This window comes from Burkholderia stagnalis (assembly GCF_039848545.1).
Taxonomy (GTDB): Bacteria; Pseudomonadota; Gammaproteobacteria; order Burkholderiales; family Burkholderiaceae; genus Burkholderia; species Burkholderia stagnalis.
Map to the genome: position 1 here is coordinate 1,655,328 of NZ_CP156686.1, position 20,976 is coordinate 1,676,303.

The following is a 20,976-nucleotide window of genomic DNA, read 5'->3' on the forward strand; positions in this document are numbered from 1 at the left end:
CGACCGGCGCTGAACGGGATTCGCGAATCCTCCACCGATGCCGCGCGGGCGACAGCGCCTGCATTCGATTGCGCTGCCGCGCCGCCGGGCATTCCGATTACTTCTTCTGGGCGAGGTGAACCATGTGCGGAATCGTCGGAGCAAGCGGCCAGAACAACCAGGTGCCGCAACTGGTCAAGGCGTTGAGCCGGCTCGAATATCGCGGCTACGATTCATGCGGGATCGCGCTGCAAAGCGGCGGACACATTCGCAGCGAACGCACGCTGCGCCGTGTGACGGACCTGCAGGAACGCGTGACGACGCTCGGCCTCGAAGCGGGAACCTGCATCGCGCACACGCGCTGGGCCACCCACGGCGCGCCGTCCGAGACCAACGCCCACCCGATCATGTCGGGCGACACGATCGCGGTGGTGCACAACGGCATCATCGAGAACCACGACGCGCTCAGGGCCGAGCTGAAGCAGCGCGGCTATACGTTCCGCGGCGAAACCGACACCGAGGTGATCGCCCACCTGATCCACAGCGAATACCGCGACGACCTGTTCGACGCCGTGACGCGCGCGGTCAAGCGCCTGCGCGGCGCCTATGCGGTCGCGGTGCTGAGCGCGCGCGAACCGCAGCGCCTGGTGGCCGCGCGCGCCGGCTCGCCGCTCGTGATCGGCATCGGCGCGCAGCAGAACTACCTCGCGTCCGACTGCGCGGCGCTCGGCGACCTGACCGACCGCTTCATCTACCTGGAGGACGGCGATATCGCGCTGATCACGCCGGAGCGCATTCAGATGGTCGACGCGATGGGGCGCGAAGCGAAACGCCCGCTGTGCCAGATCAAGGCGCGCGACGCCGAGGCCGGCCTCGGCCCGTACCAGCACTTCATGCAGAAGGAGATCTTCGAACAGCCGACGGCGATCGACAACACGCTGGCCGGCGTCGACGCGATCTCCCCCGCATTGTTCGGCGCCGCGCGGGACGCGCACGCGCTGCTGTCGCGCGTGCGAAGCGTGCTGCTGCTCGGCTGCGGCACCAGCTATTACGCGGGGCTCACCGCGAAATACTGGCTCGAGGGCATCGCGGGCATCCCCGCGCAGGTCGAGATCGCGAGCGAATACCGTTACCGGGAATCCGTCGCGGATCCGCGCACGCTGGTGGTCGGCATTTCGCAATCGGGCGAGACCGCCGACACGATCGGCGCGATCGAACACGCGCGCGGCCTCGGCCAGGATCTGTCGCTGGCGATCTGCAACGTCGCGACGAGCTCGATCGCGCGCGGCGCGTCGCTGCGCTTCCTGACGCAGGCCGGCACCGAGCTGGGCGTGGCATCGACCAAGGCGTTCACGACGCAGCTGGTCGCGCTGTTCCTGCTGACGCTGACGCTCGCGCAATTGCGCGGCCGGCTCGACGCGGCGCGCGCGGCGGTCTACCTGCGGCAGTTGCATGCGCTGCCCGCGCGCATCGGCCACGCGCTGGCGCTCGAGACGCAGGTCATGGGCTGGGCCGCCGATTTCATGCAGATGGAGAACGCGCTGTTCCTGGGCCGCGGCATTCATTTTCCGATCGCGATGGAAGGCGCGCTGAAGCTCAAGGAGGTGTCGTACATCCACGCCGAGGGCTACCCGGCCGGCGAGCTGAAGCACGGCCCGCTCGCGCTCGTGACCAGCACGATGCCGGTCGTCACGATCGCGCCGGACGACGGCCTGTTCCAGAAGCTGAAATCCAACATGGCCGAAGTGCGCGCGCGCGGCGGGCGGCTCTACGTGCTGGCGGGCAGCCAGCTCGAAATCGACGACGCCGACGACACGCGCGTGATCCGCCTGCGCGAACCCGGCGACGCGTTGTCGCCGATCATGCACGTGGTGCCGCTGCAGTTGCTCGCCTATCACGTCGGCTGTGCACGCGGCGCCGACGTCGACAAGCCGCGCAACCTCGCCAAATCGGTGACCGTCGAATGATGCGGCGGGCAGTGCGGATCGCTGCTGCTGCGGCCTGCGTCGGCGGCTGTTTCGCCGCGGCGTCGAGCCTCGCGCCGCAACACGCGCTCGCCGCCGCGGCCACGCCGCACAAGGCGGCGCCCCGCCCGGCGCCCCAGCAGAAGGACAGCGGCGATCCGCGGCGCTTCATGCACGGCATCGGCATGGCCGATGCCGGCAACGGCAAGCGCTGGGTCTTCTTCAGCAGCTCCGGCCTCCCGCCGCATGGCGCGCTGCCGAACGGCAACTGGCCGCACGACGTGTATGTCGGCGAGTGGTCGCCCGGCAGCGCGCATCTCGCGCATGTGCGCGTCTTCATCCGGCGGCCCGAGGCGCAGGAGCCCGTATCGATCGCGCAGAACGCGCGCGGCGACATCTTCGTCACGTTCGAGGACGGCTGGAACGCGCCGCAGGAAGTGAGCCAGCGGTACGGCGTGTATCGGCGCGACCTGACGCCGGTCAAGCCCTACCCGAACGACGTCGAATCGGGCGGCCATTCGGGGCACGCGGCCACGGCCGGCGAGCGCTTCGTGGTGTTCTATTCCGCCGACTGGGTCGACGGCGGGGGCGTCGACAACCTCGGCACCGGCGGCGGCGTCTATCTGAAGACCTACGACGCCGCCGGGCGGCTGCTGAACCGCGTCGCCGTCGCGCCGCACAGCCGCGAGTGGTGGCCCGTGATTGCCGGCTCGCCGCACCGCGCGTTGCTGGTCTGGCAGAAATATATCGAGGGCAGCACGAACGCGAAGCTCGAATACGCGCTGTTCGATCCCGAAACGGCCAGGCTGGAGAAACTTGGCGAATTGAGCGACGCGATTCGGTACTACGTGTACGCCGCGGCCTATGTGCCCGCGATCGACCGCTTCATCGTCGTCGCCACGACGGCGAACGACCGCGGCGTCGCGATGCTGATCGATCCGGATGGCCGCCGCACGGCGACCCGGGATTGCCTGCCGGCCACGGTGCGCGAATCGGGCGTGGCCGTCGCCGGCGCCAGCGCGTATGTGCCGACGCAGGACGGGCGGCTGCTGGCGCTCGCACTTGCGCCCGAGAAGATCACCGCGCGTGGCGCGCAGCGCGCGCCGATTCCGTGGGGCACCACCGGCATCGTCGGCTTTCCGGCCAGCGACACGGCGCTGCACTTCGTGTCGCTGACGCCGTCGGGCGTGCGGGAAGCCGATGTCGAACCGGCGCGGGAAACCGCGCTCGAAAAGTCCGACGAACCGTGCGCCGCCCGTCAATGACGGCGCGTCGCCGGGCCCCCGTCAGGCGCCCAGCTCCTGCGCGCTGCGCAGCACCGCGCGCAGCAGCACGTCCGCCCCCGCCGTCGCCCATTCGGGCGTGATCGCCTCGGCTTCGTTGTGGCTCAGCCCGTCGACGCACGGCACGAAGATCATCCCGGCCGGCGCCACGCGCGCGAGATAGCACGTATCGTGGCCCGCGCCGGACACGATGTCCATGTGCGGCAGCCCGAGCGCGTCGGCCGCGTCGCGCACCGCGTCGATGCAGCGCGGCGCGAACGGTATCGGCGGATACGTGAAGATCTGCTCGATCTGCGCGCCGAGGCCCGCGTCGGCCGCCACGCGCGCGAGTTCCGCGCGCAGCGCCGCATCCAGCGCATCGAGCACCGCGTCGTCCGGATGCCGGAATTCGACCGTGAAGAAGCAGCCGCCCGGCACCGTGTTGCGCGAGTTCGGCCGCGCCTCGATCATCCCGACCGTCGCGCGCGCATGCGGCGCGTGGCGGCGCCCGAGCGCGTCGACGAATTCGATCATCCGCGCGGCGCCGACCAGCGCGTCGCGGCGGAATGCCATCGGCGTCGTGCCGGCGTGCGCGTCGACGCCGCTCAGCGTCACCTCGTACCAGCGCTGCCCCTGCCCGCCCGTGACGACGCCGATCGTTTTCCCGGCGCGCTCGAGAATCGCACCCTGCTCGATGTGCAGCTCGTACACCGCGTGCACCGGATAGCCGCCGACGGGCTCGCTGCCCGCATAGCCGATCCGCGCCAGTTCCGCGCCGATCGTCCTGCCCGCGGTGTCGGTGCGCGACAGCCCGTAGTCGAGCGTATAGACGCCCGCGAACACGCCGGCCGAGACCATCGCCGGTGCGAAGCGCGAGCCTTCCTCGTTGGTCCAGATCACGACGTCGATCGGCCGCTCGGTCTCGACGCCCGCGTCGTTCAGCGCGCGCACCACTTCGAGCCCGCCGAGCACGCCGTAGATGCCGTCGTAGCGGCCGCCGGTGGGCTGCGAATCGGCGTGCGAGCCGGTCATCACCGGCGCGGCGCCGGGGTTGCGGCCCGCGCGGCGCGCGAACACGTTGCCCATCCGGTCCACCCGCACCGTGCAGCCGGCGTCGCGCGCCCATTGCACGAACAGGTCGCGCGATTCGCGGTCGAGGTCGGTCAGCGCGAGCCGGCACACGCCGCCCTTCGGCGTCGCGCCGATCTGCGCCATCCGCTCGAGCGAAGCCCACAGACGTTCGCCGTCGACGCGCGGCACGCTCATGGTGTCGTCACGCCGCATCGCCCGCTCCTTGCGTGCCGGCCTGCGCGGTTTCCTGCAGCCGATAGCGGAAATCGCAGCGCTGGCCGCCCTGCATGATCGTGCTGGTGCGCGTGAGCGCGATGCGCGGGTCGTAGCCCTGGATGAAATAGCTGTCGCGCGCGCAGCTCAGCAGGTGGCCGATCTCGCCGAGCCCCATCGCGTGATACATCTCCGCGTAGCTGCAGCGGTGCACGTCGTAGTCGTAGTGCGCGTCGTCCACGCGCTGCACCTCGACGTCGAGCGCATCGTCCTTCTCCCACAGCACCTGCAGCGCGACGAACGATTTCACGCTCGTGCCGTCGGGCTCCTGCGCGGCGAACGTGCGGCCGGCGTCGACGGCCGCGCCGCGCACCGCTTCCGCGATCACGGCCTGCGCGCGCTCGGCGCCGAATTCGCGCTTCATGATCTCGTAGATCGGCTTGATGATTTCCGCTTCGATGCGGCGCCGCGCGAGGATGCCGAGGCGCGCGTCCTCCGTGGTGGCGGCCTGGGCCTGGGTCGGTTCGGTCATGGGGATCGTCTCCTGCAAGGCAGTCGTTTCGTTTACTTCGTCGCGGTGCGCGTGCCGCCGAGCACGTCGACGACGGTCCACTTGCCGCCGCGCACCTGGTAGATCGTGAAGGCCGGGTTCTTCAGGTTGCCCGCTTCGTCGAACGCGATCGCGCCGGTCACGCCGGATCGATTGATCGCATGCACCGCCGCAACCAGCTTCGCGGGCTGCGTCGTGCCGGCCTGTTGCGTGGCCGCGATCAGCGTCGCCGCCGCGTCGTAGGCGAACGGCGCGTGCAGCTCGATCGGCTGGCGGTAGCGCGCCCGGTACTGCGCGTCGAACGCGCCGCCGCCCGGCATCCGTGCGAGCGGCAGGCCCGGTTCGAGCGCGGTCACGCCGTCGCCGTCCTTGCCCGCGAGCGACAGGAAGGTCTGGCTCACGAAGCCGCCCGCGCCGAGCAGCGGCGCGTTCACGCCGAGCTGGCGCATCCGGCGCGCGATCGGCGCGGCCTGCGCGTCGAGCCCGCCGAAGAACACCAGATCCGCGCGCTTGCCCTTGATCGCGGTCAGCACGCCGCTGAAATCGGTGGTCTTGTCGTTCACGTACTGGCGATCGACGATCGTGCCGCCGTTCGCCTCGACGCCCTTGATGAACTGCGTGGCGAGGCCCGAGCCGAACGACGTGCGATCGTCGATCACCGCGATGCGCTTCGCCTTCAGCGTCTTCACCGCATAGGCGCCCGTGTACGTGCCGCCCGCGTCGTCGTGGCCCATGATGCGGAACGCCGTCGTGTAGCCTTGCTGCGTGTACTGGTGGCCGGTGGACGCGGGCGCGATCTGCGGAATGCCCGCGTCGCGATAGACGCGCGACGCCGGCACGCTGCAGCCCGTGTTCCAGTGGCCGACGACGCCGGCCACGTGCTGGTCGACGAGCTGCTGCGCGACCGTGACGGCCGTGCGCGGATCGGATTGATCGTCGGCCGCGACCAGCTTGTAGACGACCGGCTTGCCGCCGACGCTCGGGTGCTTCGCGTTCGCGTCGTCGATGGCGAGCTGCGCGCCGTTGCGCAGATCCTGGCCGATCCGCGCGGACGGGCCGGTCAGCGGCGCGGCAAGGCCGATCAGGATCGTCTGCGGCGCGGCTTGCGCGAGGGCGGGCGCGGAAGCGATCAGCGCGGCGGCGGACAGCGCGAGGCTGGCGGGAACGAAGGAGATTTTCATGTGGAGGATCGGGGAAATCGAATCAAAACATGAAAAATATTAAATAGTTGATGCCTGCACCCCAAATATCCAATTGTTGGATGCTTATGCCATTCCCGACACAATAGCTCAAACGCCTGTAAACACAAGATATTTTATGTTTGCCGCCCGCCTCGACTTTTCGATAAAATTCCATACATGAAAAATATCGAACAATTGCCACATGATCCGCCGCTGCGCGCGGTCCGCGCGTTCGAGGCGTTCGCGCGCCTCGGGTCGGTCACCGCGGCGGCGGCCGAACTCGACATTACGCCGTCGGCGGTCAGCCACCAGCTGCAATTGCTGGAGGCGTTCATCCAGACGCCGCTGACGGTGCGCGAGGGGCGCTTGCTCGCGCTCACCGACGAAGGGCGCGACTATTACCGCTCGATCAGCGCCGCGTTCTCGGTGCTGCGCAGCGCGACGCGCTTCGTGCGCGACCGCTCGTCGCTGCGGCAAATCACGATCAGCCTGATACCGCTGTTCGGCATCGGCTGGTTCATCCCGCGCCTGCACGGGTTTCTCGCGGACAACGCCGACGTCGACGTGACGGTGCTGTACGCGAACCATCGCTACTATCGCAGCGACGCATCGGATCTCTCGATCCGCTTCGGCACCGGCGACTGGCCCGGCTACCGCTGCGAGCGGCTGCTGCCGGGCGCGATGGCGCCGATGTGCAGCCCGTCGTTCCTGCAGCGCCACGGGCCGTTCCGCACGCCGGCCGATCTCGCGCACGCGCCGCTCGTGCACGACGAGGATCGCAGCACGTGGGTCAACTGGCTGCAGGGCGCGGGCGTGTCGCACGTGTCGCACGCGGTCGGGCCGATGTTCGAGGACGGGCAGCTGACGCTGAGCGCGGCGCGCGCGGATCTCGGCGTCGCGCTGCTGCGGCCGCCGCTCGTCGAACGCGAACTCGCGAGCGGCGCGCTCGTGCGGCTGTTCGAGCATGCGCTCGACGACGGCCGCGACTACTACCTGTGCACGCGCGACGATGCGGACTTGCCGGATGGCGCGCAGCGGCTGGCGGCGTGGTTGCGGAGGATGGCGGCGGAATGACGCACCCCCGCCGGCGCGCATAGAAATTCCCGATGCCGCGGATTGAAACAAGCAATTTCACAAGCTCAGGGTGAACCCGGATACTGGCGTCACTCCATTCACTCCCGACGCAAAGGAAATCACAAGATGCCGATCATCAACACCCAAATCAAGCCGTTCAAGGCAACCGCATACCACAACGGCGATTTCGTGCCCGTCTCCGACGAGAACTTCAAGGGCAAGTGGTCCGTCGTCGTGTTCTACCCGGCCGACTTCACGTTCGTCTGCCCGACCGAGCTGGGCGACCTCGCCGACCGTTACGCGGAATTCCAGAAGCTGGGTGTCGAAATCTACGCGGTGTCGACCGACACGCATTTCACGCACAAGGCATGGCACGACACGTCGGATACGATCGGCAAGATCAAGTACCCGATGATCGGCGACCCGACGCTCACGCTGTCGCGCAACTTCGACGTGCTGATCGAGGAAGAAGGGATGGCGCTGCGCGGCACGTTCGTGATCAACCCGGAAGGCGAGATCAAGCTGTGCGAGATCCACGACAACGGCATCGGCCGCGACGCGGGCGAACTGCTGCGCAAGGTGCAGGCTGCGCAATACATCGCGGCGCACCCGGGTGAAGTGTGCCCGGCCAAGTGGACCCCGGGCGCGGAAACGCTGACCCCGTCGCTCGACCTGATCGGCAAGATCTGACGATCGCCCCGCGCGCCCCACACGAGGCGCGCAGCGGCGGGCTGCCGCATCGCGCAGCCCGCCCGCCCCTTCGGCACGACGTGCCCGACCATAATCATTAATACGGAATCCGAATCGCCATGCTCGACGCCAATCTCAAGAACCAACTCAAAGCGTACCTCGAAAAGATCACGCGCCCGATCGAACTCGTCGCGTCGCTGGACGACAGCGCGAAGTCGCAGGAGCTGTTTGCGCTGCTGAACGAGATTGCGTCGCTGACGGCTCGCGTGACCGTCGTCGAACGCCGCGGCGATGCCGAGCGCACGCCGTCGTTCACGATCGGCGAACCGGGCAAGCCGGCCGGCATCCGTTTCGCCGGCATCCCGATGGGCCACGAATTCACGTCGCTCGTGCTCGCGCTGCTGCAGACGGGCGGCCACCCGATCAAGCTCGACGACGACGTGATCGAGCAGATCCGCGCGCTCGACGGCGATTACGCGTTCGAGACGTATTTCTCGCTGTCGTGCCAGAACTGCCCGGAAGTCGTGCAGGCGCTGAACGTGATGTCGCTGATCAACCCGCGCATCCGTCACGTCGCGATCGACGGCGCGCTGTTCCAGGATGAAGTCGAGGCGCGCCAGATCATGGCGGTGCCGACCATGTTCCTGAACGGCGAAACGTTCGGCCAGGGCCGCAGCAGCGTGAAGGAAATCCTCGCGAAGCTCGACACGGGCGCCGGCGCCCGCGCCGCGAAGTCGCTCGAGAACAAGCCCGTGTTCGACACGCTGATCGTCGGCGGCGGCCCGGCCGGTGCGGCAGCCGCGATCTACTCGGCGCGCAAGGGCATTGCGACGGGCGTCGTGGCCGAGCGTTTCGGCGGCCAGGTGCTCGACACGATGGCGATCGAGAACTTCGTGTCGGTGCAGGAAACCGAAGGGCCGACGTTCGCGACCGCGCTCGAGCAGCACGTGAAGCAATACGACGTCGACATCATGGACGTGCAGCGCGCCGAGGCACTGATTCCCGGCGACGTGCACCAGATCCGCCTCGCGAACGGCGCCGTGCTGAAGGCGAAGACGATCGTGCTCGCCACCGGCGCGCGCTGGCGCGAAATCAACGTGCCGGGCGAGCGCGAATACCGCAACCGCGGTGTCGCGTACTGCCCGCACTGCGACGGCCCGCTGTTCAAGGGCAAGCGCGTCGCGGTGGTCGGCGGCGGCAACTCGGGCGTGGAAGCCGCGATCGACCTGGCCGGCATCGTGAAGGAAGTCACGCTGGTCGAATACGGCGCGCAACTGCGCGCGGACGAAGTGCTGCAGCGCAAGCTGCGCAGCCTGTCGAACGTGACCGTCGTCACGCAGGCCCAGACGACCGAGCTGACCGGCGACGGCAGCAAGCTGAACGGGCTCGTCTACACGGATCGTCAAACGGGCGACGTGAAGCGCATCGAGCTCGAAGGCGTGTTCGTGCAGATCGGCCTCGTGCCGAACACCGAATGGCTGAAGGGCACGATCGAACTGTCGAAGCACGGCGAGATCGTCGTCGATGCGCGCGGCGCGACGTCGGTGCCCGGCGTGTTCGCGGCCGGCGACGTGACGACGGTGCCGTTCAAGCAGATCGTGATCGCGGTCGGCGAAGGCGCGAAGGCCTCGCTCGGCGCGTTCGATCACCTGATCCGGCAGGATGTCGCGGCGGCCGCGCCGCGGCCGCGGGCCGAGGAAGCCGTGGCCGCGTAATACACAAGGTGTCTCTCTTGGCCCCGCATGCCCTGGTCGGCTTGCGGGGTCCTTTTTTATCGGCTTTTGCCAGCTCGCCGCACGAACGGGCGGCGCTCAATCCCCGGGAACGAAGGCGGGATTGAACACGATTTCCCACAGATGGCCGTCGGGATCCTGGAAATAGCCCGCATAGCCGCCCCAGAACGTCTTGCCGGCGGGCTTCACGAGCCGCGCGCCAGCGGCAAGCGCCTGCCGCATCACGTCGTCGACTTCCTGCGTGCTGCCGACGTTGTGGCCGATCGTGAACTCGGTCGCGCTGCGTGCGGCAACCGGCAGCCCGCTGTCGTGCGCGATGTCGTGACGACCAAAGAGCGCCAGCTTCAGGCCGCTCTGGAGATCGAAGAACGCGACCGCGCCATGTTCGAATTCCGTGCCGATGATGCCGTCCGTCGCCAGGCTCAGGCCGTCGCGATAAAACCGCACGGCCGCGTCGAGATCGTCGACGCCGATTGTCAGCACGCTGATTCTGGGTTTCATTGTTCGGCCTCCGATGTGCGATACCGCCCGTTCGATGCAAACGGGCACTGAAACGCGCATCGTAATCGATCGCCGAAGTCGCTGCCTGCCGCGTGGCGCCGCGGCGATCACTCCGCAAACGGCAACTCCGTCTGCCCTTCCGCGCGCATGCCGAACGTATTGAGCGTCATCGCCACGAGCGCGTAATAGCCGAGCAGCGCGACGAGGTTGACCACGACCGCATGCCCGAAGCGCTCCTCCGCGCGTGCGAACGTCGCATCGCTGACGCGCCGCGTGTCGTACAGCTCGTTCGCGAACGCGTAGACCAGCGCATCGTCGTCGGACTCGAACACGGGCTCGACGCCGTCCCGGATCGCTTCCGCGGTCGCGGCCGGCAGGCCGGCGTCGAGCGCGATCGGATGATGAATGTGCCATTCCGCCTGCGAGCGCCAGCGCGCGGCGGTCACGAGGATCGCCAGCTCCGACAGGCGCAGCGGCAAGCCGGTGCGATACCGGCAGAACGCGCCGAGGCGCTGCGCGTGCTGCGCGAGCTCGGGGCTCGCGATCCAGCCGAGGAACGGGCCGTTCAGGTTGCCGCGCGGGCCGTTGAGGATTTCGTCGAGCACGGCCTTCTGCGCATCGGTCGCCGATGCCGCGTCGAACGGGGGAAGTCTGTCGGTCATGAAATTTCCGTCTGCTGATTCCGTCATGCGCGAACCGACGCGATCGCCGCGTCGACCGCCGCCGCGAGACGCTCGACGATGGTCTCGATCTGCTGCGCCGTGCAGATGAATGGCGGCGCGATCAGCACGTGATCGCCCTGCCGCCCGTCGATCGTACCGCCCATCGGATACACCATCAAGCCGCGCTGCATCGCCTCGCGCTTGATCACCGCGTTCAGCTTCAGCGCCGGATCGAATGCCGCCTTGCTGTCGCGGTCGCGCACGAATTCGACGCCGACGAACAGCCCCCGCCCGCGCACGTCGCCGACGTGGGGATGCGCGGCATAACGCTCGCGCAACGACGCGCGCAACTGCTCGCCGCGCGCCTGCACGTTGTCGAGCAGCTTCTCGTCGGCGATCACGCGCTGCACTTCGAGCGCGGCCGCGCAGGCCGTTGCATGGCCGATGTACGTGTGGCCATGCTGGAAGAAGCCCGACCCGCCGACGATCGTCCGGTAGATCTCGTCGCTGACGAGCGTCGCGCCGATCGGCTGGTAGCCCGCGCCGAGTCCCTTCGCGATCGTCAGCAGGTCCGGCGCGACGCCGTCCTCCTCGCAGGCGAACAGGTAGCCGGTGCGCCCCATCCCCGACATGATCTCGTCGAGGATCAGCAGCACGCCGTACTTGTCGCACACCGCGCGAATCTTCTTCAGGTAGGTGCGCACCGGCGGCACCGCGCCGGCCGTCGCGCCGACCACCGTCTCCGCGACGAACGCGGCGACGCTCGCCGCGCCGAGCTCGAGGATCTTCCGTTCGAGTTCGTCGGCCAGCCGCTGCGCGAACGCTTCCTCGGTTTCGTCCGCGCGCTGCTCGCGATACGCATAGCACGGGCTCACGTGATGCGCCTCGATCAGGATCGGCAGGAACGGCTCGCGCCGCCACGCGTTGCCGCCGATCGCGAGCGCGCCGAGCGTGTTGCCGTGGTAGCTCTGGCGGCGCGCGATGAAATGGCGCCGCTGCGGCTCGCCCTTCTCGACGAAATACTGGCGCGCGAGCTTGAGCGCCGCCTCGATCGCCTCGGAGCCGCCCGACACGAAGTACACGTGATCGAGCCCGGCCGGCGCGGCGTCGACGAGCCGGTCGGCCAGTTCCTCGGCCACGTCGGTCGTGAAGAACGACGTGTGCGCGTACGGCAGCTGCTGCGCCTGCCGCTTGATCGCATCGATCACGCGCTGGTTGCTGTGCCCGAGGCACGACACGGCCGCGCCGCCGCATGCGTCGATGTAACGCTTGCCGGTGGAATCGATGATCTCGATGCCGTCGCCGGCCACAGCGACAGGCAGGGTCGCGCGGGGCGCGCGATGGAAAACGGTAGTCATGCGTTGCCTCATTGAATGGATCGGGACGCGTCTGCCGCGCGTCTGTCCGGCACGATGCGCGTCGCGAAGCGCTGCGTGCCGTGTTGATGAACCGTCATGTCGATGCCCGCGTCGCGGATCGCGAACACCGCGGTGGCGAGCGTGTTCTCGTCGTCGGGATCGTGCGGATCGTCGCGATAGATCGGCAGGCCTTCCGGCGCACGATCGCCGAGCACATGCAGCAGCGCGGCTTCGTCGATCGCATCGATGCCGGGCGCGAGCGCGTCGACGCGCCGCTGGCGATCCGCCGACGACTGCGTGACGATCTGCGCTTCCGCTTCACAGCCCGCATGCACCATGTGATTCGCATGGCCGGACAGCCGCGCGACGTCGATCACCGAACAGCGCGCGACGCTCGCCTCGATGCTCAGGAGCCGCGCGTCGCCGGTCGCACCGAGCGTGTGATGAAAGCCGCTCGCCCTTGGATGCGCGCGCAGCACGTCCACGGCCGCATCCAGCGACGTGGCGTCGAGCACCGCGCGCGCGAGGATCATGCGCGGCACGCCAACAGCCGGCGCCCTGATGCGCAGGTTGTTGATCGCCTGCACGATGCCCGCGCGATTCGCGGCGAACGTGTGGCCCGGCAGCGAGCCCGGGTAATAGAAGCTGATGAAGCCGGGCTTGCCGGTGGGCCGCACGTCGACGAGCAGGCAGCGCTCGCGCAGGTACGGATCGCCGTCCTCGTTGTGCGCGATCCAGCGCGCGCCGTCGGCGCCGCGCGCGGCCAGCGTCGTGCAGCCGTCCGGCGCGTTGTGGATCAGCTCGCCGCGGCAATTCCACAGAAAGACGTCTTCCGCCGGCCAGCCGAGGCCGGCCGCCATGCCGTCGAGCTCCGCGACGAGATCGGGATACGCGGCGAGCGCCGCCTGCCGCAGCGCCTGCGCGAACGGATGGCCGCGCCAGCGGCTGACCGCCTGCCACGCGCTGCTCTGCTGCATGTACGCGTCGAACACCGGGCGCGCGAGTTCGCCGAGGCGCACGCCGATGTCGAACGGCGTGCCGGCGATGACGGGAGAAAGGGAAAGCGGCATGTCGAACGTTGGCGTGCTCAGGACACGTGTTTCAGGAATTCCTTCAGGCGCGGCGTCGGCGGCCGGTCGATCAGGTCGGCCGGGGGGCCGTCCTCGGCGATGCCGCCCTGATCCATGAACAGCAGCCGCGTGCCGACCCGCTTCGCGAAGCCGATCTCGTGCGTGACGACGATCATCGTCATCCCCTCGTTCGCGAGATCCTGCATCACTTTCAGCACTTCGTGGCGCAGTTCCGGATCGAGCGCGGAGGTCGGCTCGTCGAACAGCATCAGCCGGGGCCGGATCGCGAGCGCGCGCGCGATCGCGACGCGCTGCTGCTGGCCGCCCGACAGCTCCGACGGGTAATGATTCGCGCGCGATTCGAGGCCGACCTTGTCGAGCAGCGCCATCGCCTGGTCGCGTGCGTCGGCGCGCGACGCGCCGCGCACCTGCATCGGCCCGAACATCACGTTCTCGAGCGCGGTCATCTGCGGAAACAGGTTGAACTGCTGGAACACCATGCCGGCCTCGAGGCGGATGTTGCGGATCGTCGCCGCGTTGCCGCGCACGCTCTGGCCGTCGACGAGCAGCTCGCCGCCCGTGATCTTCTCGAGCGCGTTGATACAGCGCAGCATCGTCGACTTGCCCGAGCCCGACGGGCCGATCACGACCACGACCTCGCCCGCGTCGATCTTCAGGTCGATGTGATTCAGCACCGGCACGTGGCCGAAGCTCTTCGACACGTTCTGGAATTCGATCATGCTCATAGGATCCTCATCCGCTTCTCGACCACACGCAGCGTCAACGTCATCGCGCCCGTCAGCATCAGGTAGATGGCCGCCACCGCAGTCCAGATCTCGACCGCCTGGAAATTGCCGGCGATGATTTCCTGCCCTTTGCGCGTCAGCTCGCCGACGCCGATCACGATGAACAGCGACGTATCCTTCAGGCTCACGATGCACTGGTTGCCGAGCGGCGGAATCAGCCGCCGGAACGCCAGCGGCCCGACCACCTTCAGCAGCACGCGCGGCATCGACAGCCCCATCGCGAGCCCCGCTTCCGTCAATCCCTTCGGGATCGACAGCAGCGCGCCGCGCACCACTTCCGCGAGATACGCGCCGGAATTCACGGTGATCGCGATGATCGCGGCCGTCAGCCCGTCGATGCGGATGTGCGCGAGCAGCGGCAGCGCGAAATACAGGAACATCACCTGCACGACGATCGGCGTGCCGCGGATCAGCTCGATGTACACCTGCGCGAGCACGTTCATGAACTTCGGCCCGTACGCGCGGAACATGCCCGCGACCATCCCCACGACGAAGCCGCCCAATAACCCGAACAACGCGATGAACACCGTCAGCCGGACCCCTTCCATCAGGTCCGGCAGCGCCGCCCAGATCGCTGACCAATCGAAATTCACTTGCCGCTCCCCATTCGATTCAAGACCGGCGCGGCCCGAGGGCCGCGCCACCGTGCGCCGTCACGCTCACATCTTCGGCGGCTCGGCGCCGAACCATTTCTTGTAGATCTGCGCGTAGCGGCCGTCGGACTTGATCTTCACGAGCGACGCGTTGACCTTCGGCACGAGCGGGCTGCCCTTCGGGAAGCCGATCCCGTACTTGTCGCCGCTCACCGGCTGGCCCGCGACCTTCACCTTGCCCTTGCCTTCGTTGTTCACGAAGAACAGCACGTTCGGCGTGTCGTGCATGGCAGCGTCGACGCGGCCGGCCTCGAGCGCGAGGTACGCCTGGTCGATGTTCGGGAACTGGCGGAGCTCCTTCGGCTTCAGGTGCGCCTTGATCCAGTCGATCGTCGCGGTGCCCGTCTTCGCGGCGATCACCTTGCCGTTCAGGTCGTCGATCGACTTGATCGCCGTGTTGTCCGTCTGCACCATCGCCGCGAGGCCGCTGTCGTAGTACGGCGCGGAGAAGTCGATCGCCTTCCTCCGCTCTTCCTTGATCGTCATCCCCGACAGCGCGACGTCGATGTTCTGCGTCTGCAGCGCCGGGATCAGGCCCGCGAAATCCATCGGCTGGATCGTGTATTTCCAGCCCTGGTCCTTCGCGATCTCCGCCCACAGGTCGAGATCGAAGCCGACGTACTTGTCGCCCTGCTTGAATTCGAACGGCATGAACGACGTGTCGGTGCCCACGACGAGCGTTTTCGTGTCGGCATGGGCGAGGCCCGCGCCGAGCATCGCGACGAACACGGCAGTTTTCAGGAAGGAACGGCGACTCACGGCATTTCTCCGCATTGATTGGCGATGGGCCCGGCACCCCGGCCGGGTGAAGCGACGAACAGCAAGCCGCACCGCAACATGCGATGTCGAATTAGAACGTAGTGCAACATGTGTTGTCAACGCCGATACTACGACAACAAAAAAATGTGCAACAGGCAAATGCATCGAGACAAACCCGAACCGGGTTGATCGGAGGAATGGGCGGTATGGCGGGAGAAAGGCGCCCGGGGGCGGGCCGGGCGGGAGTGGCCCGGCGGGAGTGGGCCGGGCGGGAGCACGCCGCGCGGGCGCGCGCACGGGTGAAGCGAGGACGCCGGCCGGCGGCGCCCCCATGGTGTTTCGATCAGGCCGCGATCCCGCTCGCCTGATGCGCGACGAGGCGGGCATACGCGCCCTGCCGCGCCATCAATTCCGCGTGGCGGCCGGCCTCGACGACCTTGCCGTGCTCGATGACGAGGATCAGGTCCGCGTTCCGGACAGTCGACAGCCTGTGCGCAATGATGATCGACGTCCGCTGCGCCATCAGGCCCTCCAGCGCCGCGCGAATCTGCTGCTCGCTGATCGTGTCGAGGTGCGAAGTCGCCTCGTCGAGAATCAGCACCGGCGCATCCTTCAGGAATGCGCGGGCGATCGCCACGCGCTGGCGCTGGCCGCCCGACAGCTGCACGCCGCGCTCGCCGACGCGCGTCGCGAGCCCGTCCGGCAGCCGCGCGACGAACTCGCCGAGCGCCGCGTGGTCGATCGCGCGCTGCACGTCCGCTGCCGATGCATCGTTCGCGGCGAACCGGATGTTGGCCTCGAGCGTGTCGTTGAACAGATAGGTATCCTGCGCGACGAGCGCGATGTGCTGCCGCAGATCGTCCAGCCTCAAGTCGCGCAAGTCGACGCCGCCGAGCGTCACGCGCCCGTGCTGCGGATCCCAGAAGCGCAGCAGCAGGCTCGCCACCGTCGATTTGCCTGCACCCGACGGGCCCACCAGCGCAACCGTGCTGCCGGGCGGCACGTCGAAGCTCACCCGGTCGATCGCGGGCACGCCGCGGCCCGGATACGTGAAGCGCGTTTCCTCGAAGCGCACCGTCGGATGGCCGGGCATCGCCTGCGTGCCGTCGACGACCGTCACCGGTTCCTTCTCGAGCGCGCGCAGCCGCCGCGTCGACGCGATCGTGTCGGCGAGCTGGCGCGCGACCTGGCCGATCTCGGCCACCGGCATGAACGCGGCCACCGCGACCAGTACCAGCAGCGGCAACGCTTCGCGCGGGAACCCGCCGTGCGCGCACAGCAGCGCACCGAGCGCCGCGACGGCCAGCCCGCCGAGCCCGCTCGCGATTTCGAGCGCGGCGCTTTGCGCCGACAGATCGTCGAGCAGCTTCGCGCGCTGCTTGCCGTACGCGTCGACCTCGGCCACGAACGCCTCCCTGCGGCGGGCGAGCGCCTGGAACGCGGTGAGCTCCGCAAGCCCCTGAATCGTTTCGGTCAGGTGCGCGCCGAGCTGGCCGAGCGCGTCGCGCGCACGGCTGCCGAGGCGGTCGACGTCGCGACGCGCCAGCACCGGCGCGAGCCCGGCCCACAGCAGGAACGGCAGCAGCACGAGCGCAAGCGGCCACGCCACCGACGCGAGCAGCGCCAGCACGCCGGCCGGCACGAGCAGCGCGACGAAGGCCGGCGCGAGCGTGTGCGCATAGAAATACTCGACGGTCTCCACGTCCTGCGTCGCCAGCGCGACCAGGTCGCCGGAACGGCGGCGCAGCAGCCCGGCCGGCGCGAGGCGTTCGAGCGTCGCGAACAGCGCGATGCGCATCTCCGCGAGCAGCCGGTAGGCCATGTCGTGCGCGAGCCACGATTCGAGCCAGTGCAGCACGGCGGCGAGCGGCGCGACGGCCAGCAGCGCCGCGACGAGCGCCGCGCTCGGCTGCCCCGCCGACACGGCCCCGACCACCCGCGCCCCGATCACGCCGACGCCGATGAACCCGAGCACCCGGCCGATTCCGCACAGCACGGTCAGCGCGACCTTGCCCTTCCACGGGCGCACGAAGCGCAGCAGCGTCCGCAGCGTTTCCGGCCAGCCGATCGTCGCGGCATCGTCGTCCAGCGGCCGGACCTGCGGGCCCGCCGATGCGCGCGCGGCGGCGCCGGCCGTCGCCGCCGCGCCGACGGCGTCGGCCGCCGCTTCGAGCTGCGGCCCCATCAGCCGGCGATAAGGGCCATCGCGCGCGATCAGCGCCGCGTGCGTGCCCGTGTCGACCACCTGCCCCTGGTCGAGCACCAGGATGCGGTCGGCGCCGATCACGCTCGACAGCCGATGCGCGAGCACGAGCGTCGTGCGGCCGCGCGTGAGCCGATCGAGCGCCTGCTGGATCAGCGCCTCGTTTTCCGCATCGACGGACGACAGCGCCTCGTCGAGCAGCAGGATCGGCGCGTCGCGCAGCAGCGCGCGGGCGATCGCGATGCGCTGGCGCTGGCCGCCCGACAGCATCAGCCCGCGCTCGCCGATGCGCGTCGCGTAGCCGTCGGGCAGCGCCATGATGAAATCGTGCGCGTTGGCGGCGCGCGCGGCCGCGATCATGTCAGCGTCGCTCGCATCGGGCCGGCCGAGCCGCAGGTTGTCGGCGACGCTACCGTCGAACAGCGTCGCATCCTGCGCGACGACCGCGATCATCTCGCGCACCTGGTCGGGGTCGAGCGCGCGCACGTCGTGGCCGCCGATGCGGATCGCGCCGCCCTGCGCATCGTGCTGACGCAGCAGCAGCCGCACGATGGTCGACTTGCCCGCGCCGCTCGGGCCGACGATCGCGACGGTCTCGCCTTCGCGCACGGCGAAGCTCAGCGCCGCGTGCGCATCCGCGCGCCGCCCCGGATAGGCGAAGCGCACGCCGTCGAAGACGAGCTCCGGCCGCAGGCCCGTCACGCGCGGCGCGGCGGCGGGTGCCGTGCCGGGCGCGTCGAGCAGCGCGTGGATCGCGTTCGCCGCCGACTGGCCGATCATGCCCTGATGCAGGACGCTGCGCAGGTCGCGCAGCGGCCGGAAGATTTCGCTGCCCGCCATCAGCACGATCAGCAGCGCCTCGAGGCTCATGTCGCCGTGCCGCACGCGCCATGCGCCGACCGCGATGGCCGCGGCCGCGCCGAGCCCCGTGCCGAGATCGGTGAAGAAGCGCGTCAGCAGGCCGAGCGCGAGCACCCAGAAGGTGCTGTCGGACAGCGCGCGCGCCTTGCGCGCCAGCTTCTCGCCGAACGCGGCGCCCTGCCCGAACGCCTTCAGCGTCGGCAGGCCCTGCACCGCGTCGAGGAACTCCTCGCCGAACGCGTTGAACGCTGCCGAGCGTGCGAGCGCCGCGCGCCGGTCGGCGCGATGCACGAGCTGCGGCAGCGCGAGCGTGACGAGCGCACCGGCCAGCAGGATCGCGGCCGTCGGCACGTCCCACCATGCGAGCACCGCGAAGATCATCACGGGTGCGCACGCGGCGATCACGAGCTGCGGCAGGTAAACGCCGAAGAAGGTCTGCAGCTGCTCGACGCCGTCGACGACGGCGAGCATCACGCCGCCCGTGCGTTCGCCGCTGAACCACGCGGGGCCGAGCGCGGCGATCCGGTCGAACAGCCGTGCGCGCAGCCGGGCCTGCACCTGCCCGGCCGTGTGCTGCGCCAGCACCGTGCGGCGATGATCGAGCCATGCGCGCAGCAGCACGCAGGCCGCCGTCGCCGCAGCGGCCCCGGCGATGCTGCGCACCGGCGCGCCGTTGAAGACGAGCGCCAGCATGCGCCCGAGAAAGACGAAACGGAGGATGCCGACACCCATCGCCACGAGCCCGAGCGCGACCGCCGCGGCCACCCGCCAGCGCACCCCCGCCATCATCGCCCACAGTCGTCCATCGAAATACATGCGTGCCCTCCGGTCGGTTTTCGTTACGGTTTTTCTTGACCGGACAGAGGCTACGCGCGCCGTCGCCGCGCGGCAAAAGATGATTTTTCAAGGGGTATTGAGTCAACTACAATACCCCGCATGTCGCAGCACCTCCCTCCCCTTGGCGCACTGCGTGCCTTCGAAGCGGCCGTCCGCCTCGGCGGTTTCGCACGCGCGGCGGCCGAGCTGAACGTGTCGACCAGCGCGGTCAGCCACCAGATCCGCGCGCTCGAGGAAGCGCTCGGCGCGCGGCTGCTCGAACGCAGCACGGGGCTCGGCGGCATTGGCCTCACGCCGGCCGGCGCGCGCCTGCTGCCGGCCGTCAGCGACGCGCTGTCGCGCCTCACCGACGCCTGCGCGGAGATTCGCGGCACCGCGCACCGGTTGACGGTGTCCGCCAACGCGCCGTTTTCGTCAATGTGGCTTGCGCGCCGCCTCGCGGAATTTTCATCCCTTCATCCCGAAACGCCGCTGCATGCGGTCGTGCTCGACGACGAGCCCGATTTCGCACGCGGCAGCGTCGATCTGGCGATCGTGCACGTGCCGGCGCACCGGCTGACGGCCGACGACGACGTGCTGTTGCAGGAGAGCGTGTTTCCGGTGTGCAGCCCCGAGCTGTATCCGTTCGCGTCGGGGGCCGTGTGCCGTTGCCGGCTGCTGCAGGAAATGCACGAGAACAGCCCCGAGATCGACTGGCGCAACTGGTCGGCGGAGTTCGGCCTGCCGGGCGACTTCGAGACGAAAATCGTCCGTTACAGCAGCTTCAGCCAGGTGATCGGCGCCGCCGTCGGCGGCGCGGGCATCGCGCTCGGCCGCGCGCCGCTCATCGAGCCGGAATTGCGCAGCGGGCGCCTCGTGCCGCTCGTGCGGGGCCTGGAGCGCGCCGCGTCATGGCGCTTCGTGCTGCGGCGCAATCCGTCCACGCGGCATCGGCTGCTCGATCCGCTCGTCGCATTCCTGCGACAGGAAGCGGCGGCGACGCCGGTCGCCGCCACGATGGTTGCGCCCGCATCCAATGATGCGCATGCGAGAAACGCGGGCGGCGCATAACGCGCGACCGGCCCGCCAATGAAGGAAGCCGGCGCGGGCGATACCGCCCTGCCGCCGGCCTCGCGCGCTCACGGCGCGGCGAAGAACAACCCGACGACGCAGGCCATGCCGGCAAACCAGGTGAGCGAGCGCAGCGCGGCCCAGTTCAGCAGATACAGCAGCGAGTACACCACGCGGATCACGACGAACGCGATCGCGAGCTGGTCGACGCGATGCGCGTTCGCGCCCGACTGCCATGCAATGACGAGGCCGGCCGTGAACAGCGCGAGCGCCTCCCATCCATTGTGGTGCGCGGCCGCCGCGCGGGCGCGCCAGCCTTCGAGCTTCGCGAGGTAGTCGCGCGGCGCGTGGTTGTCGTAGCCCTTGTTCGCCTTCGCGAGCATCGTCAGCGGGAACGGCAGCACCGCCACGATGAACAGGCACAGCTGGGACGTCGTCATCTAAGCCTCCTCCTTTTGTTTACATCGTTCAATGACAAGATCGCCGAGAGCTTAGCATC

Annotated in this window: 18 protein-coding genes; 6 read left to right on the plus strand and 12 right to left on the minus strand. The window is 69.0% G+C overall.

Annotated elements, in window-relative coordinates:
• The first annotated feature begins 122 nt into the window (after nucleotides 1-122).
• On the plus strand, nucleotides 123-1,946 hold the full coding sequence (gene glmS / locus ABFO07_RS24075; RefSeq protein ID WP_059923154.1) for a glutamine--fructose-6-phosphate transaminase (isomerizing): 1,824 nt from the start codon (nucleotides 123-125) through the stop codon (nucleotides 1,944-1,946).
• Nucleotides 1,946-3,208 carry a hypothetical protein gene (locus ABFO07_RS24080; RefSeq protein ID WP_347469688.1) on the plus strand — a complete coding sequence of 421 codons (1,263 nt, stop codon included), beginning with the start codon at nucleotides 1,946-1,948 and terminating at the stop codon, nucleotides 3,206-3,208. The genes glmS and ABFO07_RS24080 overlap by 1 nt, the downstream gene beginning before the upstream one ends.
• Nucleotides 3,209-3,229: 21 nt before the next feature.
• On the opposite strand, the gene ABFO07_RS24085 is transcribed toward ABFO07_RS24080, so the two are convergent.
• The 3 genes from ABFO07_RS24085 to ABFO07_RS24095 are packed head-to-tail and all read right to left on the minus strand — an operon-like array spanning nucleotide 3,230 to nucleotide 6,220.
• Nucleotides 3,230-4,489 (minus strand): Zn-dependent hydrolase, encoded by a 1,260-nt coding sequence (locus ABFO07_RS24085; RefSeq protein WP_347468696.1) that lies wholly within the window; start codon nucleotides 4,487-4,489, stop codon nucleotides 3,230-3,232.
• Nucleotides 4,479-5,021 carry an L-2-amino-thiazoline-4-carboxylic acid hydrolase gene (locus tag ABFO07_RS24090; protein ID WP_059808244.1) on the minus strand — a complete coding sequence of 181 codons (543 nt, stop codon included), beginning with the start codon at nucleotides 5,019-5,021 and terminating at the stop codon, nucleotides 4,479-4,481. The genes ABFO07_RS24085 and ABFO07_RS24090 overlap by 11 nt, the downstream gene beginning before the upstream one ends.
• A 32-nt stretch (nucleotides 5,022-5,053) precedes the next feature.
• Complete coding sequence (locus ABFO07_RS24095; protein WP_059808247.1) at nucleotides 5,054-6,220, minus strand: branched-chain amino acid ABC transporter substrate-binding protein; 1,167 nt, start codon at nucleotides 6,218-6,220, stop codon at nucleotides 5,054-5,056.
• A 177-nt stretch (nucleotides 6,221-6,397) separates the two neighbouring features.
• On the opposite strand from ABFO07_RS24095, the gene ABFO07_RS24100 reads away from it, so the two are divergent.
• From ABFO07_RS24100 to ahpF, 3 genes are all read left to right on the plus strand, one after another.
• The gene (locus ABFO07_RS24100) at nucleotides 6,398-7,294 is read left to right on the plus strand and encodes a LysR substrate-binding domain-containing protein (protein WP_059808250.1); all 897 of its coding nucleotides are present in this window, start codon (nucleotides 6,398-6,400) and stop codon (nucleotides 7,292-7,294) included.
• A 126-nt stretch (nucleotides 7,295-7,420) separates the two neighbouring features.
• Entirely contained in the window at nucleotides 7,421-7,984 is a 564-nt protein-coding gene (ahpC, locus tag ABFO07_RS24105; RefSeq protein WP_010089952.1) for an alkyl hydroperoxide reductase subunit C, read from the plus strand.
• Nucleotides 7,985-8,103: 119 nt separating this feature from the next.
• Nucleotides 8,104-9,699 carry an alkyl hydroperoxide reductase subunit F gene (gene ahpF, locus ABFO07_RS24110; protein WP_069236618.1) on the plus strand — a complete coding sequence of 532 codons (1,596 nt, stop codon included), beginning with the start codon at nucleotides 8,104-8,106 and terminating at the stop codon, nucleotides 9,697-9,699.
• A 96-nt stretch (nucleotides 9,700-9,795) separates the two neighbouring features.
• On the opposite strand, the gene ABFO07_RS24115 is transcribed toward ahpF, so the two are convergent.
• The 8 genes from ABFO07_RS24115 to ABFO07_RS24150 form a co-directional block, all read right to left on the minus strand.
• On the minus strand, nucleotides 9,796-10,218 hold the full coding sequence (locus ABFO07_RS24115; RefSeq protein ID WP_347468697.1) for a VOC family protein: 423 nt from the start codon (nucleotides 10,216-10,218) through the stop codon (nucleotides 9,796-9,798).
• 107 nt (nucleotides 10,219-10,325) lie between these two features.
• Nucleotides 10,326-10,880 carry a carboxymuconolactone decarboxylase family protein gene (locus ABFO07_RS24120; protein WP_060013639.1) on the minus strand — a complete coding sequence of 185 codons (555 nt, stop codon included), beginning with the start codon at nucleotides 10,878-10,880 and terminating at the stop codon, nucleotides 10,326-10,328.
• 23 nt (nucleotides 10,881-10,903) lie between these two features.
• The gene (locus tag ABFO07_RS24125; protein ID WP_060158145.1) at nucleotides 10,904-12,238 is read right to left on the minus strand and encodes an aspartate aminotransferase family protein; all 1,335 of its coding nucleotides are present in this window, start codon (nucleotides 12,236-12,238) and stop codon (nucleotides 10,904-10,906) included.
• An 8-nt stretch (nucleotides 12,239-12,246) separates the two neighbouring features.
• Nucleotides 12,247-13,308 carry a C45 family peptidase gene (locus ABFO07_RS24130; RefSeq protein WP_347468698.1) on the minus strand — a complete coding sequence of 354 codons (1,062 nt, stop codon included), beginning with the start codon at nucleotides 13,306-13,308 and terminating at the stop codon, nucleotides 12,247-12,249.
• Nucleotides 13,309-13,325: 17 nt separating this feature from the next.
• Entirely contained in the window at nucleotides 13,326-14,054 is a 729-nt protein-coding gene (gene glnQ, locus ABFO07_RS24135; protein ID WP_347468699.1) for a glutamine ABC transporter ATP-binding protein GlnQ, read from the minus strand.
• Nucleotides 14,051-14,758, minus strand: coding sequence for a glutamine ABC transporter permease GlnP (gene glnP / locus ABFO07_RS24140; protein ID WP_230942283.1), 708 nt, complete (start codon nucleotides 14,756-14,758; stop codon nucleotides 14,051-14,053). Before glnP ends, glnQ begins: the two co-directional genes overlap by 4 nt.
• Nucleotides 14,759-14,773: 15 nt before the next feature.
• Complete coding sequence (gene glnH / locus ABFO07_RS24145) at nucleotides 14,774-15,526, minus strand: glutamine ABC transporter substrate-binding protein GlnH (protein ID WP_059561565.1); 753 nt, start codon at nucleotides 15,524-15,526, stop codon at nucleotides 14,774-14,776.
• A 343-nt stretch (nucleotides 15,527-15,869) separates the two neighbouring features.
• On the minus strand, nucleotides 15,870-19,406 hold the full coding sequence (locus tag ABFO07_RS24150; RefSeq protein WP_347468700.1) for an ABC transporter ATP-binding protein: 3,537 nt from the start codon (nucleotides 19,404-19,406) through the stop codon (nucleotides 15,870-15,872).
• A gap of 120 nt (nucleotides 19,407-19,526) precedes the next feature.
• Between ABFO07_RS24150 and ABFO07_RS24155 the strand changes: the two genes are divergently transcribed.
• Nucleotides 19,527-20,477 (plus strand): LysR family transcriptional regulator, encoded by a 951-nt coding sequence (locus ABFO07_RS24155; RefSeq protein ID WP_059561574.1) that lies wholly within the window; start codon nucleotides 19,527-19,529, stop codon nucleotides 20,475-20,477.
• 68 nt (nucleotides 20,478-20,545) lie between these two features.
• Here the strand turns inward: ABFO07_RS24155 and ABFO07_RS24160 are convergent, their stop codons facing one another.
• Nucleotides 20,546-20,917, minus strand: coding sequence for an MAPEG family protein (locus ABFO07_RS24160; protein WP_059561578.1), 372 nt, complete (start codon nucleotides 20,915-20,917; stop codon nucleotides 20,546-20,548).
• Nucleotides 20,918-20,976: the final 59 nt, after the last annotated feature.